Source organism: Pseudomonas fluorescens group sp. PF-69 (assembly GCF_054481235.1).
In genome coordinates, this window is sequence record NZ_JBTMNC010000001.1 from 1,299,201 (window position 1) to 1,317,469 (window position 18,269).

Genomic DNA, 18,269 nt, shown 5'->3' on the forward strand with positions numbered 1-18,269 from the left:
CCGTTTTGGGGCGCTATACTCCTCGGCTAAATTACGAAATCGACTAATTAAAAGGACTCGCCCATGAAAGCGTTCGGCAAAATCCTGGGTCTGGTGCTTCTCGGGCTGTTGCTGATCATTGTGGCGCTGGGCTTTGCCCTGACCCACCTCTTCGATCCCAACGACTACAAAGACAAGATTCGCCAGATAGCCCGCGACAAGGCCCACATCGAGCTGACGCTCAATGGCGATATCGGCTGGAGCCTGTTCCCATGGCTGGGCCTGGAGTTGCACGATGCCGGTGTTGCGACCCTGGCCAAGCCGACCGAACCGTTTGCCGACTTGCAGATGCTCGGTCTGTCGGTCCGCGTGCTGCCCCTGCTGCGCCGTGAAGTGCAAATGAGCGATGTCCGCGTCGAAGGCCTGAATCTGCGCCTGACCCGCGACAAGGATGGCCACGGCAATTGGCAAGACATCGGCAAGGTCCCGGCGCCGACCACTGCTGGCGCGCCTGCCGCTACCGCCAGTGAACCGGCCCCCCAAACCACGGCCCAGGTTGAAAAACCGTCCCAGCCGATCCGCCTCGACATCGACAGCCTGACCGTCAATAACGCCCGCGTTGAATACAACGACGAGCAGACCGGCAAGCAGTTCAGCGCCGAAAGCATTCAGCTCAGTACTGGCCCGGTGCATGACTCGACCAATATCCCGGTCAAACTCACCGCTTTCCTGGGTACCAACCAACCGGTTCTGCGGGTGCGCACCGAGCTCAACGGCGAGCTGCGTTTCGAGCGCGCATTGCAGCGCTACAAACTCGAAGACATGCGACTGTCCGGCGAAGTGGCCGGCGATCCGCTGCAAGGCAAGACCATGACCTTCGCCGCCCAGGGCCAGTTGTTACTGGACAAGGCGGCCAACGTCGCCGAGTGGACCGGTATCAAAATCTCCGCCAACCAACTGCGTGCGCTGGGTGAACTGAAGGTCAATGACCTCGACAAGACGCCGCAGGTCAGTGGCGGCCTGTCGATCGCCCAGTTTGATCTGGCGAAGTTCGTCGACAGCATCGGCCAGACCCTCCCGGCCATGGCCGAGGGCAGCCTGAGCAAGGTCGAACTGGTCAGCCGCCTGTCGGGCACGCCGAGCAGCCTTGCACTGGACGACATCAACCTCAAAGTCGACGACAGCACCTTCAGCGGCCGCATCGCCGTCGAGGACTTCGCCAAGCAATCGCTGCGGGCGGTGCTCAAGGCCGACACCTTCAACGTCGACCGTTACCTGCGGCCAAAATCGGCGGAGGCCAACAGCGCGACGCAAGTGCGTCAGGCCGAAGTCGCCAGCACCGAAGCGGATGCCCTGGCCGGCGCGGGCAGCACGCCACTGCCACAGGCACCGACCAAGGGCGCGTGGAGCAGCGAGCGCCTGTTGCCGGTGGAGCGCCTGAGCAAACTCGATGTGGATGCCGACCTGTCCTTCGGCCAGTTGACCCTGGACAAACTGCCGATCCAGAACGCCGCGCTCAAGGCCAACGGCAAGGGCGGACTGCTGACCCTGACAAACCTGCGTGGCGATCTGTACGGGGGCAATTTCGAAGCCACCGGCACCCTCGATGTACGCCAGCAGGAACCCGTGCTGAACCTGCAGACGAAAATCAACCGGGTTCCGGTGGAGAAGATCCTCGAAAGCCAGGGCAAGAATCCACCGGTCAAAGGTCTGGTCACACTCAACAGCAACCTGACCGGCAACGGCAACAGCCAGAAAGCGCTGATCGAAACCCTCAATGGCAACGCCGGTTTCGTCATCAACAATGGCGTGCTGCTCAACGCCAACCTTGAACAACAACTGTGCAAGGGCATCGCCACGCTCAACCGCAAAAGCCTCAGCGGCGAGCCACGGGGCAAGGACACACCGTTCCAGGAGCTCAAGGGCAACCTGACCTTCCACAACGGCGTGGCCAGCAACCCGGACCTGAAAGTGCGCATCCCGGGCATGACCGTCAAGGGTGACGGTGATGTCGACCTGCGGGTGCTGGGCATGGATTACCGCGTGGGCATCATCGTCGAAGGCGATACCAGCGCCATGCCGGACCCCGCCTGCCAGGTAGGCGACAAGTTTGTCGGCATCGAGTGGCCACTGCGTTGCCGTGGTCCGCTGGAACTGGGCGCCAAGGCATGCCGTCTCGACAACGAGCGCATGGGTCAGGTCGCAAGCAAACTGGCAGGCGACAAGATCAGCGAAAAAATCGACGAGAAACTGGGCGACAAGGTCAGCCCTGAACTGAAAGATGCACTCAAGGGGCTGTTCAAGCGATGAAAGCCGAGCAGTTTTCAACGGCGGTGCTGGACTGGTACGACCGCCACGGCCGGCACGACCTGCCCTGGCAACAGCACATCAACCCGTATCGGGTGTGGGTTTCGGAAATCATGCTGCAGCAGACCCAGGTCAGCACCGTGCTCAATTACTTCGACCGCTTCATGGCCTCGCTGCCGACGGTCGAAGCCCTGGCCACTGCGCCGGAGGATGAAGTGCTGCACCTGTGGACAGGCCTGGGCTACTACACCCGTGCGCGCAACCTGCAAAAGACCGCGAAGATCGTCGTCGAACAGTACGGCGGTGAATTTCCGCGGGACGTGGAAAAACTCACCGATTTGCCCGGCATCGGCCTGTCTACGGCCGGGGCCATTGCCAGCATCAGCATGGGCCTGCGCGCGCCGATCCTCGATGGCAACGTCAAACGCGTGCTGGCGCGGTTTACTGCGCAAGAGGGTTATCCGGGCGAGCCCAAGGTCGCCAAACAGCTCTGGGCCAACGCTGAGCGCTTTACGCCCCATGACCGGGTCAACGCCTACACCCAGGCGATGATGGATCTGGGTGCCACGCTCTGTACCCGCAGCAAGCCGAGCTGCCTGCTCTGCCCGCTGCAAAAGGGCTGTGAAGCGCACATGCTCGGCCTGGAGACGCGCTACCCGATCCCCAAACCGCGCAAAGCCGTGCCACAGAAGCGCACGCTGATGCCGCTGCTCGCCAATGGCGACGGCTCAATTCTGCTCTACCGTCGCCCTTCCACGGGCCTGTGGGGCGGTTTGTGGAGCCTGCCGGAACTCGATGACCTCGACGACCTGCAGTACCTGGCGTCGCAGCACTCTCTGGCGCTGGGCAACCAACAGGCCCTGCCGAACCTGGTGCACACCTTCAGCCATTTTCAGTTATCCATCGAACCCTGGCTGGTACAGGTCCAGGAGGACGGCCACCACGTGGCCGAGGCCGACTGGCTCTGGTATAACCTCGCCACCCCGCCGCGCCTGGGCCTTGCCGCCCCGGTCAAAACCTTGCTCGAACGCGCGGCCGCCGTATTGAACGCAGGAGAGTCGTCATGACCCGCACCATCATGTGCCGCAAGTACAAAGAAGAATTGCCAGCCCTGGAGCGCGCTCCATTCCCGGGCGCCAAGGGCCAGGACATTTTTGACCACGTCTCGGCCAAGGCCTGGGCCGACTGGCAAAAGCACCAGACCCTGCTGATCAACGAAAAACGCCTGAACATGATGAACGCCGAAGACCGCAAATATCTGCAGGGCGAGATGGACAAGTACTTCTCCGGCGAGGATTACGCCAAGGCCGAAGGCTACGTTCCGCCTGCAGAGTAACCCTGCAAAATCGAGGGGCGGATCGTAAGCGACGGAATTAATTTAAGAAATTTTAAAAAAGTCGTTGACGTAAATCCGAAAAACCCTTTTAATGCGCCCCGTTGCCCAGATAGCTCAGTCGGTAGAGCAGGGGATTGAAAATCCCCGTGTCGGCGGTTCGATTCCGTCTCTGGGCACCACCTTTCGTTTTCAGGTGATGCCAAGCACACCTGAAAGCACACAAGAAGCCCGCCTAGTGCGGGCTTTTTGTTTTCTACCGTTCCCAACCGTTCCCTTGTAAGCCCAAACATATGTGAGTAGATTCGTGAGTAGATCCAGTTCGGTCTAGAAATCTACTCACACCAGAGCGCCAACACGCCCGTCTGGTGCGGCCTGCAAGGAGGCTGCGTGCCACTCTCAGATACCACCATTCGTACCGCCCAGCCGAAGGACAAGCTGTACAGGCTGACTGACGCCAACGGCCTATGCCTAGAAGTGACCCCGACCGGCTCCAAGCTGTGGCGCTATCGGTACCGTTTCAACGGCAGCGCGAAGATGATGGCGCTCGGCGCATACCCTGCGGTCACCCTGCTGAAAGCTCGTCAGCTTCGCGATGGGGCGCGCCAGCTACTGACTGAAGGCACTGACCCCAGCGAGCAGAAAAAAACCGCCAAACAAGCACAGAAGGTCGAGGGACTGACTTTCGAGACACTGGCTCGCGAGTGGTTTGCCTACAACGCCCCTCGGTGGGCGGAAAGTACAACCTACAAGGCCAAGCTGTACCTGGAGAATGATTTGATTCCAGGTATCGGTTCTCGCCCTATAAAAGCGATCACCCGGCCCGATCTGGTAGAGCTGGTGCGCAAGGTAGAGGCTAGGGGCACGCTCAATGCCGCCGGCAAGATCCGCCAATGGCTACACCAGATATTTCGGTACGGGCTGGCCAAGGGCGTCGTTGACGCCAACCCAGCTACGGATCTGAGCGTGGTAGCAGCACCTCCGAAAGCTGCCCGCCATCATCCGCACGTCACCTTTGCTGAACTCCCAGAACTGTTGGCCAAGAGCGAAGCCGCGAATATCCATTCGCTTACCCGACACGCCATCAGCGCTAAGTCGCGCTAGGTGTTCATCGAGGTCCTTTCCATGGGATGTCCTCGATCAAGAAGCAGCGATGCGATGGCCTGGCCGGAAGCCATGTGCCCCGGCCGACCAGACCACCGACAAGCCCAGCAGCGCCAACACCACCAATGTCCAAGGGAAAGAGCCAGGCCCGAGACGCTCCAGCAGGACACCGCCCACCGCACCGCCGCCGGCCACTGCTAGGTTGAAGGCTGTCACCAACATGGATTGCGCCACATCGGCCCCATCGCCCGCCGTATCAGCCAGCGCGGTTTGCAGCAATGTTGGTGCGCCGCCAAAGGTCAGCCCCCATGTCGCAACGCCCAGTAGCACGACCAGTGCCGAGCCGCCCGAGAAACCCAACGTCAGCGCCGCTACGGTGAACACGGCCAGACTCAGCAGGGTCAGTGTGCGTAGCCATCGGTCCACCAGCACACCGGTGATCCAGATTCCCATAATGGAGGCTGCGCCGAACAACAGCAGCACGGCGTCCACCCGATGCCCCAGCCCCACCGAGGCCAGGAAGGGGGCGATGTAGGTGTAGAGAATGTTGTGCGCCAATATCCAAACAAACAGCGCTAGCAGTATCGGGCGGATGCCGGGCATCAGGAAGATGCGTCGAATCGGCACGCGTTGTCTGGCGGATTGTCCTGCAAAGTCCGGCACCGCCAGTCGCACCCAGACAAACAGCAGCAGTGACAGCGCCGACATGATCCAGAACACGCCTCGCCAATCGAACAAGGTGCCCAACCACGTTCCCAACGGCACGCCGATGGCCAAGGCAATGGGCTGGCCAACGCCCGCAACTGCCAGTGCGCGTCCCTGCTGGCGGTGGGGAACCATCCGCCGCGCATAGCCGGCCAGCAGCCCCCATATCACGCCGGCCGCCATACCAGCGACGAAGCGCGCTACCAAAATTAGCCCATAGTGGGCGGACAAGGCCGTGACGGAATTGAAGATCAGCAGACCGCCGATGGCCAGCAGTAGCAACGGCCTACGGTTCCAACTGCGTGTGGCGGCGATGATCGGGATTGCGGCCAGTACTGACCCCAGCGCATAGAGGGTCACCAATTGGCCCGCCAAGGCTTCGGAGACGCCCAGGCCTTGGCTGATCTGTGGCAACAGGCCGGCCGGCATGGTCTCGGTCATGATGGCAAGGAAACCCGCCATCGTGAACGCCAGTAGCTTCCAGACAGGTAGCCCTCCAACGATTGCTTCAGGTACCGCCGCGGGTGTCTTGTGATTTCGGATGTTCATACGGTGTTCGTCCTTATGTATGTCAGGCGAGATAGGGCGCAGCCATGTCCTTTGCACCGCGCTCAGCTTCCAGTTCACGCTCGAAGCGCCAAAGACCGGCCTGGGCCGCGGTGCGGTTCCAGGCATGCACGGTCACCCCCCGCTTACGCAGATTGCGCGCGACGGGAGCGCCGATCAGGCCGGTACGGAGGATAGCGATGGTGGTTTTTGGGTCAGTGCTCACGTGAACTCCTTTTGATAGTGGATGAAAACTCTCTAAATGGAATGATCATTCCAATTTAGACCAAAAAAAACCCAACATCCTTGCGCACCTCGATGCGCAAGGACGGCGGGCGGGTGGTTATAGCGTATCGAGCGCTACGTCGATCACATCCAGCAGACACTGGCGACGCTGCCGCGCGGGACTGCCTTTACTCAGTACCCGCATGCCCTGCATGGTGCTGACGAAGAAACGGGCCAGCGCGCGCGGATTCTTCTCGACAGCAACCTCGCCTGATTGCTGTCCCCGGACGATCAGCTTCTCCAGCGCTTTCTGCAGGCGCTGGAAGTTGTCGGCCACCAGTTCGGCCACCGACTCGTCATGGCCTGCCAGCTCCAGCGTCGCATTGGCAACCAGGCAGCCGCGCCGCTGCGGATCGCCCAGTTCGTCCTCCACAATGCGCATCAGAAGCTGCCGGATCACATCTTTTGTCGAGCCGGGGCTGGCCATCAGCTCCACATTGGCCGTAGTTATGGCCTGGTAGCGGCGCAACGCCTGCTGATAGAGCCCCTGCTTGCTCTCGAACGTGCTGTAGAGACTGCTGCGCGACAGCCCCGTGCCTTCGACCAGATCCTGCACCGAGGTCGCGGCATAGCCACGCGCCCAAAAAACGCGCATGGCAGCATCGGCGATTTCGTCCGGTTCAAATTCCTTGGTACGCATGGCAATCCATCTAATTGGAATGATCGTTCCTAATAATTTACGGTGTACCTTCTGGAGCGTCAACAACAATCGGATCGTCACCATCCCGTCGCGCAGTGGAAACTGCTGGCGCATGAAAGCCCCATACCTCACATCGAGAGGGGACGAATGCCGCATATCTGCGTGTTTTCGCGCAGTGCTTCGCACACGCCCATCGCGCACTTGGCCTTTGCGCGAAGCCCTCCCCCGCCAAGGTTTAACGCACCCTTCACGCAGTGTCTTCACGCACCTGGAGTGCGCGAACGTTCTGTGGGAGCGAGCTGTGTGGCGTTGGTACGCAACCAGGTACGCGCCAGCCGATGCGTACCAGCACCAAGTTCGCACTGAGGTTCGCACTTTTGGTTCGCACCCTCTTACGCGAGGCTGGTGCGAACCCGGCCGCCAGCCTGTTATCAAAAGTTATGGTTGCCGGGCGCTGGTTTCCACTGTGGTTTCCACGGTATTGCAGTGGTTTCCACTGGCAACCTGGTCAGTTGCCGAACAAACCCATGGAGGTGGCGCGGAGAGCTTGCAGGCTTTTCACAAAAGCCGACGGACGCGTAGGATCAACACGCGCAAATCGGAGGGCGCCCCTATGAAATTGATCATGGACTTCAAGGCTGACTGGCACGACACACTCAAGGAAATAATGGTCAAAGACTGGGGAATGGACACATCAGGACTAACAAAAGATCTGCCTATCCACTATTTCAACGCAGCGCAGAGAAGGCTTTCGCTGAGACCCAGGCTGTTATTTATATCCGATACCTTCCAGTGCCCGCCAGATCACCAAGATGGTTGGAATCTTATTCAACAAACGGTGAAAGCAGGCCTGGACCTTACCCCGTACCTGAGCAAGCTGATCGATAAGCCAGAAGAAACAGATCCGATGCTTAACGATTGGGGGGTCTACCACTTACACCTAGGCACCGAGATACAGAATGGCTTTGCACGTCGGACTGGGCCACTGCTCTTTGCCAGAGTTACGAGTGAGCATTTTTATGCAATAGGTGTTTACAGTCACGGCGCCTGGACGGAAAGCGACGTGGTGGAGACGGTACATCGCAATTGGCCCGAGTCGATTGCTCGCTGGGTGATTCTAGGAATCCAAGGAGAGCGGTTAACAGACGCGCAGCGAGCCGCACTGCGAAAAAAACACCTCAATGCTTTTTTTCTCACCCAAGACGGAACCACTTACGGTCCACTTGGGGGCGGGATGATGGCATCCGGACATAATGTTTCGTCAGTTGTCCAAATGGATGTTGAGCACGATCGCCTTGAGGCATTGGAACGATTGCTCGTGGAAGTCTCTGACGAGGTGATGCCAGAGCTCAAAAAAGCTGGTTACACAGACGCGGCGGAAGTGACTGCCAAACTCGTTCTTACGAAAGGGTTTTACGCGGCCCTCTTCCCTGAATACCGGCTCCTGGTGAACTTCTATCCCCGCACCGCCTGAACGATTCACGACCCACCTCGCACCTCTAGCACTTTGACCACACTTTGACGGGATGTGAGACAGGCGTGAGACGAAACCCTCACCGGGTGTGCGTCTGAGGCTGATTCCATGCGGGAGCCGTCAAAGAACCGGGCTTTGCCGTCTTACACCCCAGACAGACCCCTGACAGATTCTGGACAAGCTCTGGACGGCTGGATGGGCCGCAGTTCATCCAGCTCGGCCCGCGGGCCAAAGCCAGCAAAGGCTGGCGGCAGATCGGGCATGCGGCCGGACAGCTACCTCGTCCAGAAACAACGGCGAGCCGCGGCAGTCACTTGCGGGACAAGTAGCACACGATCGAACCTGGCAAACGCGGCCATAATCCTTGACCAGCCTTGACGGAGCCTTGACGAAATTCTTGACAGGTCTTGACGGATTTATCTGGCGCCGCCAGCAGTAGCCGCGCTGAAAGCCATGCAGCGCAACGCTTTGCGAGCATTCGCGTAGCTTGGCCAGCACCAGCCTCGTCAAGAACTCAAGAGCTGGCCGTCAAGGTAACTGCTCGGTCACTCGCCAGGTCCACGCCAGCGGGATGGGGTGGTGAAATACCGGGCCAGACAAATCCTTAGCGCGCCAACCGATTCTAGACAGGCTCTAGACGGATTTTCGCCGGCAGACCACGGGCCAAACTGCCCGCTGCCCAAGCACTACGCCGCCGCCAGCGTGAATGGTGGCGTGTTGGCGCTTGGGGCTCGTCAAATATTTACCGGGGCTTCCTGCGGCCTGACAGCAGGTCGGAACAGGGGGTGAGCGAGTTGTTCACCATGGACCGGATGCTGGGTAATTACGCATGCTCCACTGGTAACATCTGCAGGTCATCCGCTAACCCCGATCGCCACACGGATCATCGAGGGTGCCAGCACCTGCCCTACCGAAATGGGAGGCCAGGACAATGGTGCGCGCCACTGAGTAGCCATACCGGATACGCGACTACAATATCCCTGCAACCGAACAAATGCTAAACCACTCAAAACCCAGTCAGCAGTTACATTGCGCGACTAATTCGCAGACGTCCACGTTAGGGAAAACTGATGGCAAACCATCCATATGCAGAATTGTATGTTCCTCTATTACTGCTTGCCGCAACGCCGCTTGCTGCCTTTGGCCTACCGGCTTTAATTACTTGGATCTCACCCACTGTCGCGTTGATATTGGCGGCAATGCTCATTGTTGTCTCAGGTGTGCTTGCATACCGGGCGCTCAAAACCAAAGCTGTACGAGGGCGCGGCGGCCAAGGCGGCACCGCGACAAGCATTGGTGACAACAACGAAGCATTAGGTGGGGATGGAGGCGCTGCGAATGGAGGCAATGGTGGCGATGGGGGAAATGCAACCGTCCAAGGGACAAGATCCGTTGCAAAGGGTGGCCATGGCGGGGCTGGCTAGATCACTGCAATCGGCTTGCTCGGATCATCCGTAGGTTTGGCAAAATGCTCTAGAAGCACTCGGGCGAGTTCCGCCGCAACGCTTGGCGAAAGAGTAACAGCATGAGTGAAAACAGGAGAGCGTTCACTTTCATTGGTGTAAGGGCCGCTATTTCCAAAAGCAATTCGAACTTGCTCATGCGCTTCTCCTGAAAACATGAATGTCGAGGCTGCAAATTCTTGTATCCCCGGGCGGAATAATGCCTCCCATTGAGCCAGCGACAGCCCTTGTACGATTTGCAGTTTATCAGTCATATCGCCCTCAGAATGTCGAGCCGAATCTATGAAAAAAATAACGCAAGGAACCGGTGGAGCCGGCGGCCAAGCCGAAGTCGAAGGTGATGATAGCACCGCCCTCGGAGGACACGGCGGCGAAGCGGTCATCGGAGATGGTGGCCCGGGAGGTAAGGCTCACGTAAAGGGTAACAGGAGCACGGGAGTTGGCGGCAAAGGTGGACGGGGAGGCGTGGGGCCAGGTCAGCCCGGTGGCGATGTCCTAATCGAACAGGACGATGTATTCATGGCGGGCGGGCAAGGTGGCGAATCAAGTCAAATTGATGGCAGAGGGGGACGTGGTGGTAGATCCTATGGGGCTCATCTTTTTGGTTTCACTACTCGCGCGCACATAAAACCACCCTATGGGCATCCTCAAAATGAGCCTGGACGCGGTGGAGACGCTGCAGATACTCCTCAATACATGGCACGCAAGCTACTGGTCATGGGGCTAAAGGAAAGATACTTCATCGAAAAATCTATCACACCATGCGATCTAGAGGCAGTCTGGTACGACCGGACAATTGTCGATCTTAACTGGTTAAATGAAACACTGCGCATCCGCGAGTACCGCTGGCAAGTTTCAATTGTCGATGATGAGTACGAGTTTTCAGATATCGCTAACTGAGCAGCCATAGAAGATTTCATGAATAACCACTCCCCTGATCCAGGGTAATGGCAAGAACGCCTCAGCGAGGGGGGATTGATCCAGGGCGTGGTTGTAACCTGAACGCACCATTGCTCCTTCGATGATTGTGGCAATATGGGTTTACCGTTCGTCGGGAATTGGCAGAGTAAATCAGCCCCATTTCGGCCACCGCTGACGTCATCAATTCGGAGCAGCATTTCAAAAAGAGAGTAGATTTGTGAGTAGATTCACACATCACAACCGACGAAGCCCTTTAAATTAGCCATCTACAGCCAACTGTTCGATTCCGTCTCTGGGCACCAAATACCGAAAACCCTGAATCGCAAGATTCAGGGTTTTTTTATGCCCGTGATTTGTCCAGTCCGAACGCCGCCGAAAATTCCTACACCCGCGACACCCTTTTCTCTCTATGCGCATCCTCCTCCTCATACATCACCTTGGGATACGTCTCATTGAGCGCACACCCCTTACAAAGTGAAACTTTTGCAGCAGCAAATCTGCCTGCATTCAACGTTTCAAAGTAAGGAAGCATTTCTTGAATACGCTTTTGAAGTTCCTCGCCCTGTCGACAATCATTGCGACAGCAAGCGGCTGCGTCAGCTACAACAACAGCCAACCTTCTTCGCCGATCGACAGCACCGTCAAAGCAGACCTGAAAGCAGACATCGCCGTCGGTGACACCATCTCCGGCCAGTCTTCGGTCAACGTCCTGTTCGGCGTCCTCAAGTTTGGTGGCGACTCCCAGTTTGCGGATGGCGTCAGCTACGGCGGCGAGAGCGGTGGCCTGAGCGGTCTTGGTCTGGATCCCGTCAGCGCCGTCAAATCGGCTGCGGCCTACAAAGCGGTCAAATCCTCCGGAGCCGACCTGATCGTCGCCCCTCGCTATGAAGTGAACGAAGAAAACTACTTCATCTTCAAAAAAGTTTCCGTCACGGTAAAAGGCAACAAAGGCAACATCCGCAGCATCCGCTAACACATCCCCCCAGGTGTTTGTTCAGCAATCCATCCATTGCGTTTTGGCAAACCGAAAACCCTAGCGCAATGCATTCCGCAAGCAGCCAGTGAAAAACGGCTGTTTGCGGACTTGAGGACGGGCTGGATGATGGACTCATCAAAATCAATGACGAGCCGCAAATCAAAGAACCGAACTCCTGTTCCGCCTCGCGCTTACCCCTCCACACTGCTGCGCCCTGGCCATCAAGCTGCCAAGCGTAGAAACCAATCCCTTGCGCATTGCGGTGATCCAATCGCTGGCTTGGTTATGAGTATTTCAATCAACCAGCGCCCCCAACCAATCACCGCCCACATATACAAAAAACCCTGAATCGCAAGATTCAGGGTTCTATTTCCCCTCCCGGTTTTTGGCCATTCGCTAACTTTCACTCTTCCAGTGAAAGACCATGTTGCGGGCCGCTCCGCTGCCGATATCCGCCGTGTCACGCCGCTCCTCGCCATTACGCGAGGCGACGACGGTGTATTTGCCAGCGGGCAATTGCACATAAACCAGCGGGCCGGCGTCGCTCAATGTCAGCACGGTTTGTCCGTGGTCCTTCTGTATGACCACGCTCACGTCAGGGATGTACTCGTTCAGGGGGCCAACGGAGAAGGTCATGTGCAGGTTGTAGCCTGTGGTCTGCTGGATGGCGTGCGCTTCATCCTCGCCGATGCCGCCAGACAGATAGGCAATTCCGTTTTCCTCTTGCCGCTGAATCTGCACGCCCGAACCGTCAACGGGCTCCAGGCTGGCGGCAGGCGATATGGCTGAAAACATGAATACGCCGACTGTGGCGATGGGCAACAGCAGTGAATGGAAGGTTTTCATGATGGCGACTCCCGGGCTCTTCAGAACCCATTCGTTACCCTTCTTTTGATTTGCGCGCGAAGGCAGGAGTTTTAGATTGATTCAGTCTTGGGGCGAGCCCGAAACGACCCCGGACTGCTAAGAGCCGCTGAGCCAGAACCGACGATAACCCCGATGGATTGTTCATCTGCCGCGTGAAGACTATCGTTGGCAACTATCCGCAAAGGACGGGCACCGATGAACTTGCAGGAAACCCCACCTCTCGCCCCCACTCAGATCGAGCTGCCGCTGGCGAGTGACGCACTTGGCGAGCCCTTCAAGGAGCCCGCCGAAGATGGCTTTTTACTCGGAGGTTTCACCTGGCGGCATGCTGTCCAGGACACTCAGCGCCCGGTCGTCATCATCAACGCCGCCACCTCGGTGCGCTGCCGTCACTACTCGCGCTTCGCCGACTACCTGTTTGCCAATGACTTCGACGTGATCACCTATGACTACCGCGGCATCGGTGAATCGCGCCCCGCGTCGCTGAAAGGATTGAAGGCGTCATGGTCCGACTGGGGTGCCCTGGATTTCGAGGCGATGCTCAAGCGCGCACAGCGTGAGTTTCCCGATCAGCCGATCGATGTGGTCGGACACAGCTTTGGAGGCTGTGCAGCGGGCCTGGGAGCGTCGGGACGGCTTATCCGCCGCCTGGTGACCGTTGGCGCGCAATTCGCGTACTGGCGCGACTATGCGCCCGCTCATCGCTGGCGGATGCTTGGCAAGTGGCATGTGGTGATGCCGTTGATCACGATGATCTACGGTTATTTTCCCGGCAAACGCCTCGGCTGGCTGGAGGACACGCCCGCCGGCGTGGTCCGTGACTGGAGTACACCCACCGCTCGTTACGAAAGGCGCCCCAGCGGCCAGGATCTCCACATCAGGAATTTCGCCGCTGTCACCGCGAAAGCCCTGGCCATCAGCGTCAGCGACGACCCCTATGGCACGATCCCGGCCATCGAACGCCTGCTCGGCTACTTCACCCACGCCAGCAACACCCACCTGCGCATTGCGCCCGAAGACATCGGCGAAAAAGAAGTTGGGCATTTCGCCTTTTTTCGCAGCGCATACCAAGCCACACTATGGCCCATTGCATTGTCCTGGCTGCAAAACGGTGAGCTGGCCCCCGGCACACCCGGGCGGACGGTGCCCCGCAGCTGAATAAGCCGCCCTTTCAACGAATTACGGAACGACGCCCATGGCCTCCGCCAACAAGCAGCAAAAACGCGCCTCCCGCGCCAAGGCCAAGGCCAAGCAGAACCGCACCCAACGGGCCGCCGCGCCGGTCGAGCTGGACCCGAACGACGACCGCATCGACTTCGAGTCAGTGGACCTGACCGAACTGTTCAAGAAAATGATCGACGCGCAAAAAATCAGCCAGCAAGCCATGTGCACGGCCTTCCTCGAAGACCCGCTGCTGGAACTGGTATACGAGCAGGAAGGCGAAGAAGGCGCGATGGATTTCATCCTCGCGGCACTGATCGAGTATCGCCAATGGTCCGCCGACACCGACGAAGCCGGTGCCCTGGCGTGGATCGAGTCCCCGGCCTTCCAGGCTGATTACGTGGCGGCGTCCGACGCCATCGCGACCCAAACCCAACAGAAACCTAACTGAGTTCCCATGGCCTCCCTGAACAAGCAACAGAAACGCGCCAAACGTGCAAAAGCCAAAGCCAGGCAAATCAACATCCACGGCAGAAAACCCGCCGCGCTGGACGATGACCTGGGCGAAATCGGCGAGCCGATCCCGGAATACACCCTGGCGATGTTCAGCAAGATGCGTGACGCGGAAGCCATCGGTCGCAATGACATGCTGCTGACCCTGCTGACCGACCTCGCCGGGATCATCAACGACCATCCCGAACTGCTGGACATGGAAAACGCCGACAACGAAGCCATGGCCGCCACCCACCTGGCTGCCGACATGCTGATCGACTATCGCATGTGGGCCGACGGCATGGACCGCGACACCGCCCAGGCGTGGCTGACCGACCCGCAGTTCATCACCGACTTCGGCGATGCACTCGACAGCTATCGCCAGACGCTGGATGCCCAGGAAGCGAAAGGCGAGTAAAGATTTCGAGGCAAAAAAAACGGCCGCTTGTCATCGCTGACAGCGGCCGTTTTTCATTTCAACAACGTTTGGCGTGAGTCAGGGACTCAGCGAGCAACCGCTCCAATCATCTTCTCGCTACGACGACGGCGAGCAACCAGCAGGCCGGCCGCAACCACCATGATGGCGAGCAGGCCGGTCGCGAGGATTTCCACACGATGGGCCTCCTGGAACAGCATGATGGTCAAGGCGCCGACGATGAACGCGATCACCGCGTAGGTCAGGCCCGGGAACAGCCACATGCTGAAGACGATTTTCTCGCCGCGAGCCACACGCTGTTTGCGCATGCGCAGTTGCGAGATCGCAATCACCAGGTACACCAGCAGTGCGATGGCACCGGAGCTGGCCAGCAGGAATTCGAACACTGCCGCCGGGGCCACGTAGTTGGCGAATGTCGCCAGGAACGCAGCACCTGTGGACAACATCACCGCCCAGTATGGCGTGCCGCTGTTGTTGGTGCGGGTGGACATGGCCGGTGCATCACCGCGCTTGCCCAGGGAAAACAGCATGCGCGACGAGGTGTAGAGCGCCGAGTTCAGGCAGCTGGTCACCGCGACCAATACCACGATGTCGACGATCATCTTGGCGTTCGGGATGCCCATGCGCTCAAGCACGGTCTGGTAGGAACCCAGGCTGGCCAGTAGCGGATCGTTCCACGGCACCAGGGCCACGACGATGAAGATCGATACGAGGTAGAACAAACCGATACGCCAGATCACCGAGTTGGTGGCCTTGGTGATTTGTTTGCCAGGGTTCTTCGATTCCGCGGCCGCGATGGTCACGATCTCGGTACCCATGAAGGAGAACATGGTGGTCAGGATCGCGCCCAACACCGCGCCCATGCCGTTTGGCAGGAAGCCCTGAGTGTCGAACAGGTGCGAAACGCCGCTGACCTGGCTGCCTGGCAGGAAGCCGAAGATGGCCATGACACCCAGGATAATGAAACCGATGATCGCCAGGACCTTGACCAGGGCAAACCAGAATTCGAACTCGCCATAGTTCTTCACGCTGAACAGGTTGGTCACTGTCAGCAACATCGTGATCACCAAGGCAAAGGCCCAGATAGCCACGTTAGGGAACCAGGCATGCAGGATGGTCGCGGCGGCGTTGGCCTCCAGCGGGATGACGAGCACCCAGAACCACCAGTACAACCAGCCGATGGTGAAACCGGCCCAGTGACCGATCGCGCGATCGGCGTACGTCGAGAAGGAGCCTGTGTCCGGCGAGGCGACGGCCATTTCGCCGAGCATGCGCATAACCAACACCACCAGCATACCGGCGGCGGCGTAGGCCAACAGGACGGCCGGGCCTGCAGCGGCGATTGCGTGACCCGAGCCGACGAACAGGCCGGCACCGATTACCCCGGCAATCGACAGCATGGTCACATGACGCGGTTTGAGCCCCTGTTCGAGGCCATTAGAGCTATGGGTACTGCTCATTGAAACTACCTTTGTAAGGAGAAGCGAATACATTCACCCGCTTGGCGCTCCTCTGTGTAAAAAGAAACAAACGGGGGTGTTCCGGAATCTGCACGCAATAATTGCGCCAAAATGTTTCAAAGCCGCCTGTTCCGGCGCTTTCCACCTGACCGGACGGTCATCGCAAGCCGTTGATATCAATGGCACTTCGCCAGAACGTTACCCTCCGACTCACTTGAAGTGACAATCCCGCGCACCGGAAACACACACAAAAATGGTTCGGCGCACGATAAAAGGGCAGATCGATAACCTTTGGCCTGTTAGCGCTTCCAACCCCCCGCCAAAGCTGGCAACATCGCGCCCTTTTTTAGAACAGCCGCCTGGCTTTCTCTCCAGAAGCAGGGTTCAAACGACTGTTCGGTTGTTGATGGGGCGACAGTCTGCTGTGCCGATGCGACAACCTGCCCCATGCCACCCGTTTACTGCCCGTAGCGCTGTTGGCTGCCCTTGAAACGCTATGCTAGCTTGGCCGCCTCGCCAGGAAGGCCACCAACAGCAGGAGCGCAAAACACAATGAGGAACGCACATGGCTGAGGCCACGCCCGCGCTTGAAATCCGCAACCTGCACAAACGCTACGGCTCGCTGGAGGTGCTCAAAGGCATCTCGCTGACAGCCCGCGATGGCGATGTGATCTCGATCCTGGGTTCTTCCGGTTCCGGCAAGTCCACGTTCCTGCGCTGCATCAACCTGCTGGAAAACCCGCACCAGGGCCAGATCCTGGTCGCCGGTGAAGAACTCAAGCTCAAAGCCGCCAAGAATGGCGAACTGGTCGCCGCCGACGGCAAGCAGATCAATCGTCTGCGCAGTGAAATTGGTTTTGTATTTCAAAACTTTAATCTGTGGCCGCACATGAGCGTGCTCGACAACATCATCGAGGCCCCGCGCCGCGTGCTCGGCCAGAGCAAAGCCGAGGCCATCGAGGTCGCCGAAGCCTTGCTGGCCAAGGTCGGCATCGCCGACAAGCGCCACGCTTACCCGGCGCAACTGTCCGGCGGCCAGCAACAGCGTGCGGCCATCGCCCGCACCCTGGCCATGCAGCCCAAGGTCATCCTGTTCGACGAGCCCACCTCCGCCCTTGACCCGGAAATGGTCCAGGAAGTACTTAATGTCATCCGCGCACTGGCCGAAGAAGGCCGCACCATGCTGCTGGTCACCCATGAAATGGGCTTCGCCCGTCAGGTCTCCAGCGAAGTGGTGTTTCTCCACCAAGGCCTGGTAGAAGAGCAAGGATCGCCACAGCAGGTGTTTGAAAACCCGCTTTCGGCACGCTGCAAACAATTCATGTCCAGCAACCGCTAACGGAGCTACCCGCATGCAGAACTACAAAAAGATCTTCCTGGCTGCCGCCGTCACCCTGGCCTTCAGCGCCGGTGCCATGGCCGAAACCCTGAAGATGGGCATCGAAGCGGCCTACCCGCCGTTCAACAATAAAGATGCCAGTGGCAACGTTGTCGGCTTCGACAAGGAAATCGGCGACGCCCTGTGCGCCAAGATGAAAGTCGAATGCACCGTTGTGACGTCCGACTGGGACGGCATCATCCCGGCCCTGAACGCCAAGAAGTTCGACTTCCTGATCTCGTCGATGTCGATCACCGACGAGCGCAAGCAAGCGGTGGACTTCACCGACCCGTACTACTCCAACAAGCTGCAATTCATCGCGCCGAAAGACAAAGAGTTCAAGACCGACAAGGCTTCCCTGCAAGGCAAAGTGATCGGCGCACAACGTGCGACCCTCGCCGGCACCTGGATGGAAGACAACATGGAAGGCGTTGAAGTCAAACTCTACGACACTCAGGAAAACGCCTACCTCGACCTGACTTCCGGTCGCCTGGACGGCATCCTGGCGGACAAGTACGTCAACTACGAGTGGCTCAAAAGCGACGCCGGCCGCGCCTACGAATTCAAGGGCGACCCGGTGGAAGAAAGCGACAAGATCGGCATCGCCGTTCGCAAGAACGACCCGATCCGCGAAAAGCTGAACGCCGCGCTGAAAGAAATCGTTGCTGACGGTACCTACAAGAAAATCAACGACAAGTACTTCCCGTTCAGCATCTATTGATACTGACCTGCCGGACCGGTG

General features: G+C 58.7%; 17 protein-coding genes, 1 tRNA gene and 1 pseudogene. 13 read left to right on the forward strand and 6 right to left on the reverse strand.

From position 1 onward, the window contains the following. Positions 1-63: 63 nt before the first annotated feature. The 5 genes and pseudogenes from ACX3YF_RS05855 to ACX3YF_RS05875 form a co-directional block, all read left to right on the forward strand. Positions 64-2,289 carry an AsmA family protein gene (locus ACX3YF_RS05855; RefSeq protein WP_458943819.1) on the forward strand — a complete coding sequence of 742 codons (2,226 nt, stop codon included), beginning with the start codon at positions 64-66 and terminating at the stop codon, positions 2,287-2,289. Then, a complete protein-coding gene (gene mutY / locus ACX3YF_RS05860; RefSeq protein WP_458973526.1) occupies positions 2,286-3,353 on the forward strand; it encodes an A/G-specific adenine glycosylase in 1,068 nt (355 codons plus the stop codon). The genes ACX3YF_RS05855 and mutY overlap by 4 nt, the downstream gene beginning before the upstream one ends. After that, positions 3,350-3,622 (forward strand): oxidative damage protection protein, encoded by a 273-nt coding sequence (locus ACX3YF_RS05865; protein ID WP_003220737.1) that lies wholly within the window; start codon positions 3,350-3,352, stop codon positions 3,620-3,622. Before mutY ends, ACX3YF_RS05865 begins: the two co-directional genes overlap by 4 nt. Positions 3,623-3,725: 103 nt before the next feature. Further along, positions 3,726-3,801: transfer RNA gene (locus ACX3YF_RS05870), tRNA-Phe, on the forward strand. Positions 3,802-4,009: 208 nt separating this feature from the next. Beyond that, positions 4,010-4,705: pseudogene (locus tag ACX3YF_RS05875) on the forward strand (tyrosine-type recombinase/integrase); the annotation flags it as partial. A gap of 54 nt (positions 4,706-4,759) precedes the next feature. Here the strand turns inward: ACX3YF_RS05875 and ACX3YF_RS05880 are convergent. From ACX3YF_RS05880 to ACX3YF_RS05890, 3 genes are all read right to left on the reverse strand, one after another. Beyond that, positions 4,760-5,977 carry an MFS transporter gene (locus ACX3YF_RS05880; protein ID WP_458973527.1) on the reverse strand — a complete coding sequence of 406 codons (1,218 nt, stop codon included), beginning with the start codon at positions 5,975-5,977 and terminating at the stop codon, positions 4,760-4,762. Between the two features lie 22 nt (positions 5,978-5,999). After that, positions 6,000-6,200, reverse strand: coding sequence for an NAD(P)-dependent oxidoreductase (locus ACX3YF_RS05885; RefSeq protein WP_196585563.1), 201 nt, complete (start codon positions 6,198-6,200; stop codon positions 6,000-6,002). Between the two features lie 117 nt (positions 6,201-6,317). Continuing rightward, entirely contained in the window at positions 6,318-7,013 is a 696-nt protein-coding gene (locus ACX3YF_RS05890) for a TetR/AcrR family transcriptional regulator (protein WP_458973528.1), read from the reverse strand. A 499-nt stretch (positions 7,014-7,512) separates the two neighbouring features. Here ACX3YF_RS05890 and ACX3YF_RS05895 point away from each other — a divergent pair, with 499 nt between their 5' ends. Next, the gene (locus tag ACX3YF_RS05895) at positions 7,513-8,373 is read left to right on the forward strand and encodes a hypothetical protein (RefSeq protein WP_458973529.1); all 861 of its coding nucleotides are present in this window, start codon (positions 7,513-7,515) and stop codon (positions 8,371-8,373) included. A 1,420-nt stretch (positions 8,374-9,793) separates the two neighbouring features. Here ACX3YF_RS05895 and ACX3YF_RS05900 read toward each other — a convergent pair. Beyond that, a complete protein-coding gene (locus ACX3YF_RS05900; RefSeq protein ID WP_305440893.1) occupies positions 9,794-10,090 on the reverse strand; it encodes a hypothetical protein in 297 nt (98 codons plus the stop codon). A gap of 28 nt (positions 10,091-10,118) precedes the next feature. On the opposite strand from ACX3YF_RS05900, the gene ACX3YF_RS05905 reads away from it, so the two are divergent. Both ACX3YF_RS05905 and ACX3YF_RS05910 read left to right on the forward strand, forming a co-directional pair. Then, positions 10,119-10,736 carry a hypothetical protein gene (locus ACX3YF_RS05905; RefSeq protein WP_458973530.1) on the forward strand — a complete coding sequence of 206 codons (618 nt, stop codon included), beginning with the start codon at positions 10,119-10,121 and terminating at the stop codon, positions 10,734-10,736. A gap of 556 nt (positions 10,737-11,292) precedes the next feature. After that, positions 11,293-11,730 carry a hypothetical protein gene (locus tag ACX3YF_RS05910; RefSeq protein ID WP_090465768.1) on the forward strand — a complete coding sequence of 146 codons (438 nt, stop codon included), beginning with the start codon at positions 11,293-11,295 and terminating at the stop codon, positions 11,728-11,730. Positions 11,731-12,129: 399 nt separating this feature from the next. Here ACX3YF_RS05910 and ACX3YF_RS05915 read toward each other — a convergent pair whose 3' ends face one another. Next, positions 12,130-12,579, reverse strand: coding sequence for a carboxypeptidase regulatory-like domain-containing protein (locus tag ACX3YF_RS05915; protein ID WP_196585559.1), 450 nt, complete (start codon positions 12,577-12,579; stop codon positions 12,130-12,132). A gap of 216 nt (positions 12,580-12,795) precedes the next feature. On the opposite strand from ACX3YF_RS05915, the gene ACX3YF_RS05920 reads away from it, so the two are divergent. The 3 genes from ACX3YF_RS05920 to ACX3YF_RS05930 are packed head-to-tail and all read left to right on the forward strand — an operon-like array spanning position 12,796 to position 14,671. After that, the gene (locus ACX3YF_RS05920; RefSeq protein WP_458973531.1) at positions 12,796-13,758 is read left to right on the forward strand and encodes an alpha/beta hydrolase family protein; all 963 of its coding nucleotides are present in this window, start codon (positions 12,796-12,798) and stop codon (positions 13,756-13,758) included. A gap of 37 nt (positions 13,759-13,795) precedes the next feature. Further along, positions 13,796-14,212: a hypothetical protein gene (locus tag ACX3YF_RS05925; protein ID WP_047536298.1), complete on the forward strand. Its 417-nt coding sequence runs from the start codon at positions 13,796-13,798 to the stop codon at positions 14,210-14,212. Between the two features lie 6 nt (positions 14,213-14,218). Further along, complete coding sequence (locus tag ACX3YF_RS05930) at positions 14,219-14,671, forward strand: hypothetical protein (RefSeq protein ID WP_047536296.1); 453 nt, start codon at positions 14,219-14,221, stop codon at positions 14,669-14,671. An 86-nt stretch (positions 14,672-14,757) separates the two neighbouring features. On the opposite strand, the gene gabP is transcribed toward ACX3YF_RS05930, so the two are convergent. Then, positions 14,758-16,149 carry a GABA permease gene (gene gabP / locus ACX3YF_RS05935; protein ID WP_454837671.1) on the reverse strand — a complete coding sequence of 464 codons (1,392 nt, stop codon included), beginning with the start codon at positions 16,147-16,149 and terminating at the stop codon, positions 14,758-14,760. Between the two features lie 565 nt (positions 16,150-16,714). Here gabP and ACX3YF_RS05940 point away from each other — a divergent pair. Next, complete coding sequence (locus tag ACX3YF_RS05940) at positions 16,715-17,488, forward strand: ABC transporter ATP-binding protein (RefSeq protein ID WP_007972784.1); 774 nt, start codon at positions 16,715-16,717, stop codon at positions 17,486-17,488. Positions 17,489-17,501: 13 nt separating this feature from the next. Next, entirely contained in the window at positions 17,502-18,248 is a 747-nt protein-coding gene (locus ACX3YF_RS05945) for an ABC transporter substrate-binding protein (RefSeq protein ID WP_130208510.1), read from the forward strand. Positions 18,249-18,269: the final 21 nt, after the last annotated feature.